This is a genomic window from Polaromonas sp. P3_C2 (assembly GCF_056402675.1).
Genome location: NZ_JBFUGX010000450.1, coordinates 1 through 3461 on the forward strand (window position 1 = coordinate 1; position 3461 = coordinate 3461).

General features: G+C 58.4%; 5 protein-coding genes. 1 reads left to right on the top strand and 4 read right to left on the bottom strand.

Annotated features, from left to right (window positions below):
• The 3 genes from AC1DWI_RS16950 to AC1DWI_RS16960 all read right to left on the bottom strand — a co-directional run.
• Positions 1–132, bottom strand: a 132-nt coding sequence (locus AC1DWI_RS16950) for an NAD(P)-binding domain-containing protein (protein ID WP_477725267.1), incomplete at its 3' end; no start/stop codon positions are given.
• Between the two features lie 170 nt (positions 133–302).
• On the bottom strand, positions 303–683 hold the full coding sequence (locus tag AC1DWI_RS16955; protein WP_477673286.1) for a tautomerase family protein: 381 nt from the start codon (positions 681–683) through the stop codon (positions 303–305).
• An 83-nt stretch (positions 684–766) separates the two neighbouring features.
• Positions 767–1189, bottom strand: a complete 423-nt coding sequence (locus AC1DWI_RS16960; protein WP_477668828.1) for a 4-oxalocrotonate tautomerase — start codon at positions 1187–1189, stop codon at positions 767–769.
• Positions 1190–1305: 116 nt separating this feature from the next.
• On the opposite strand from AC1DWI_RS16960, the gene AC1DWI_RS16965 reads away from it, so the two are divergent.
• Entirely contained in the window at positions 1306–2253 is a 948-nt protein-coding gene (locus AC1DWI_RS16965) for a LysR family transcriptional regulator (RefSeq protein ID WP_477668827.1), read from the top strand.
• On the opposite strand, the gene AC1DWI_RS16970 is transcribed toward AC1DWI_RS16965, so the two are convergent.
• A complete protein-coding gene (locus AC1DWI_RS16970) occupies positions 2250–3386 on the bottom strand; it encodes a PilT/PilU family type 4a pilus ATPase (RefSeq protein WP_457281554.1) in 1137 nt (378 codons plus the stop codon). The genes AC1DWI_RS16965 and AC1DWI_RS16970 overlap by 4 nt on opposite strands.
• Between the last annotated feature and the right edge of the window lie 75 nt (positions 3387–3461).

A 3461-nucleotide genomic window follows, 5' to 3' on the forward strand; every position in this document is an offset into this window, starting at 1 on the left:
GTTGTAGACCGTGACGTCGTGGCCCGCCAGCGCCAGGTGCCCGGCCATCGGGAAGCCCATGACACCGAGGCCCAGGAAGGCGACAGTACGTGAATCGGAAGTTTCGTAGGTTTTGGGGTGAATTGATGACACAGTTAAATCTCTTGAGGCCCGTCGGGCAAGGGGGTTTTGCAGCAATGATTATGGCTTGATTGCGCGCTTTGCCCAGTGAACCTCCCTGTTTTCCCATGAAGGAGCAGCTTCACATTCATGGCGCATCTCAGCGCGTTGGGGGGTGTGCAAAACAGGCTGTCCTGCCCCTTTTAACTGAATTGCATCATGYCGTTTCCAAAAGACCAGTTCTCACGCGACGTCTCAACCAGATTGATGATGACGTCGGCCGGACTAAAGCTGCAATTCGACGAGATTTGTTTTCCGATTTCCGAGAAGAGCGCCTTCTTCATGTCCAGCGATCGGCCGGGGGCGCAGAATATTTGAATAAAAACCACGTGGGCGGAGTGCGTGACCCCAAGGAATTCTTCGGAGCAAATGAGCTGGCGCGGTGCATGACGCGTGAGCGTCTGGAAGCGATCCGGCCCCGGCACATTGAAAGTGTCTACCAGGGCTTGATGCACAAGGCCCGACACGGCCGAAAGCTCTTCGTCCGGCGTGGTGTCAGGAAGGTCAATTCGTACGAGAGGCATGAAGTTTCCTGTGGGTTTAATCGGTTGGTGTGCTGTGCGGAGAGACGGAGGTGAATGGGGGCAGGGTGAGTTCCCGCGCTTGCCTAGCCCGCGGCAGCTCCAATGGCCATTCCCAGGTCGGCGTTGGTATAGGCTTTGCCGGCAATTCCCCAGGCGCCCTCCACCGCATAGGTCACGTTGACGAAGGTGCGCGCTCTCGGGTGTTTTCCCGCCTTGAGCTCGTCAATGATGTCTGTTGCCGCCTTGACGAAGTTGTCTTTCACCGACTGATCGGGGAAGGTGACAGAAGGGACCTTAACCTCTATGACCGCAAGCGACTGGGGTTTGCCGCCGGCATAGCTGTGCTCTTCAGGGTAAATGTCGACATGCCCAATGACTGCGGGAGTCATGAAGGCGTTTCCGCTGAGGCCGTGTACCTGCAGCAAGGCGCCTGCAACTCTGGAGAAAACCTCGCGCTCGCCGGCCGGCGTTAAAAGTCCCTGCGATAGCTGGATGGAGATGGGCATAAAAATCCTTTGAAGAGCGACGGCGCAACATGTCCGTGCGAAGTGAACTGTGCCCAGGATGGCGTCGGCTGGAAATCCCCCCGAATGCATAATGCTCGTGTCAAATCTGCACAAGCATGAAAAACCTCAGCCTTGACGACTTCTCGCTGTTTGCGCAGCTTGCATCTGCCCAGTCGCTCTCGACAGTAGCGAGGGACCGCAACGTTGCGGCCAGCCATATGTCGCGTTCGCTCGCGCGCATGGAGGCTCAATGCGGCCTGCGGCTGATGCACCGGACCACTCACAGCCTCTCTCTCACTGACGAAGGTGAGGTCTTCCTCGAATATGCCCAGCGCATCCTTACCGAACACAGGCAATTGCAAAACAGCTTCGCCAGCAGAAGCCGCTCAGTGGTGGGTACGGTGCGCTTGAGCATCAGCCAGATTCTTGCTGAATATGTACTGATTCCCCGGCTGGGCAAGCTGCGGGCCTTGCACCCGGAATTGAAGCTGGACCTGCATCTGGATGATCGCCTTGTCAGCATGGCCGATGAGGCGATGGATATCGTCGTGAGGGCGGGTGTTGCACCTGCGCAGACGGCCATTGCCCGTAATCTTGGAAGCCATGGGCGTGCTTTGTACGCCTCACCCGTGTATCTCAAGAAGCATGGCGTTCCGCGTGCGCCGGCAGATCTTCAATTGCACAGTCTGATATCAAATACCACTTCGATTACCCACAATCAATGGACCTTCGAAGAAAACGCGGTCGTCACCCCACTCGCGGTGCAGGGGCAGTTGCGCGTCAATAGCAGCGCTGCGGTGGTTTCACTTGCCTTGGCGGGAGCCGGCATTGCCCGGATCAACGACGTTATCGGCCGCGAGCTGGTGGCGCAAGGCCGGTTAAAGCCCGTGCTGGCCCGGCACACGGTGAGCGATGTCTATTCTATTGATGCGGTGATTCTGGCCGAACGCCATCGGGCTCCCAAAATCCGGGCCACTATCGATTACCTTCAGGCCTGCTTCGCGGCCTTTAGCCCTTCCAACTCAGCCCTTGGCCGGAACAACGCCGGCAGTTCAGCGGCTTAAACGATAGCGAAGTTTTCGGTGCCGGCCGCCAGGTCGACGGACTTGGCGCGTTGCGAGTTGAGCTTGATCTGCAGGCGCAGGTCGTTCACCGAGTCGGCGTTGCGCAGGGCATCTTCGTAGGTGATGAAGTGGCTCTCGAAGGCGTCGTACAGCGCCTGGTCGAAAGTCTGCATGCCCAGGTTGCGGCTTTTTTTCATGATCTCCTTGATTTCGGAGACTTCGCCCTTGAAGATCAGATCGGAGATCAGCGGCGAGTTGAGCATGACCTCCACCGCCGCAAAACGGCCCTTGCCGTCCTGCTTGGGCACCAGCCGCTGCGAAATCATGGCCTTGAGGTTGAGCGAGAGGTCCATCAGCAACTGGGTGCGGCGCTCTTCGGGGAAAAAGTTGATCACGCGGTCCAGCGCCTGGTTGGCGCTGTTGGCGTGCAAGGTGGCCAGGCACAGGTGGCCGGTTTCCGCGAATGCGATGGCATGTTCCATGGTTTCGCGATCGCGGATCTCGCCCATCAGGATCACGTCGGGCGCCTGGCGCAACGTGTTTTTGAGGGCCGCTTCCCAGCTGTCGGTGTCCAGGCCCACTTCACGTTGCGTGATCACGCAGTTCTTGTGCGCATGGACAAATTCCACCGGGTCTTCAATCGTGATGATGTGGCCGAACGACTGCTCGTTGCGCCAGTCGACCATGGCCGCCAGCGTGGTGGATTTACCCGAACCGGTAGAGCCCACCAAAATGGTCAGGCCGCGCTTGCTCATCACCACTTCCTTGAGCACCTGGGGCACGCCCAGCCCGTCGATGGTGGGCAGCACGGCGGGAATCGTCCGCATCACCATGCCGACCTTGCCCTGCTGGATGAACGCATTGACACGGAAGCGGCCCACGCCGGGCGGCGAGATGGCGAAATTGCATTCCTTGGTGCGTTCGAATTCGGCGGCCTGCTTGTCGTTCATGATGGAACGGGCAAGGGCGAGCGTGTGGCCGGCGTTCAGCGGCTGCGGCGACACTTTGGTCACCTTGCCGTCGACTTTCATGGCCGGTGGGAAGTCGCCTGTGATGAACAGGTCACTGCCATTACGGCTGACCATGAGTTTCAGCAGATCATTGATGAATTTACTGGCCTGGTCGCGTTCCATTTGCGACTCCTTTCAAACAAACTCTGTCGTTGCCGGAAACTCGGCAGGATCGGTGACGGTGGTTCTCTCTTCACT

Excerpts from the sequence above, each read along its gene's own strand:
- AC1DWI_RS16960 (WP_477668828.1), bottom strand. The coding sequence starts at position 1,189 with ATGCCCATCTCCATCCAGCTATCGCAGGGACTTTTAACGCCGGCCGGC.
- AC1DWI_RS16965 (WP_477668827.1), top strand. The coding sequence starts at position 1,306 with ATGAAAAACCTCAGCCTTGACGACTTCTCGCTGTTTGCGCAGCTTGCA.
- AC1DWI_RS16970 (WP_457281554.1), bottom strand. The coding sequence starts at position 3,386 with ATGGAACGCGACCAGGCCAGTAAATTCATCAATGATCTGCTGAAACTC.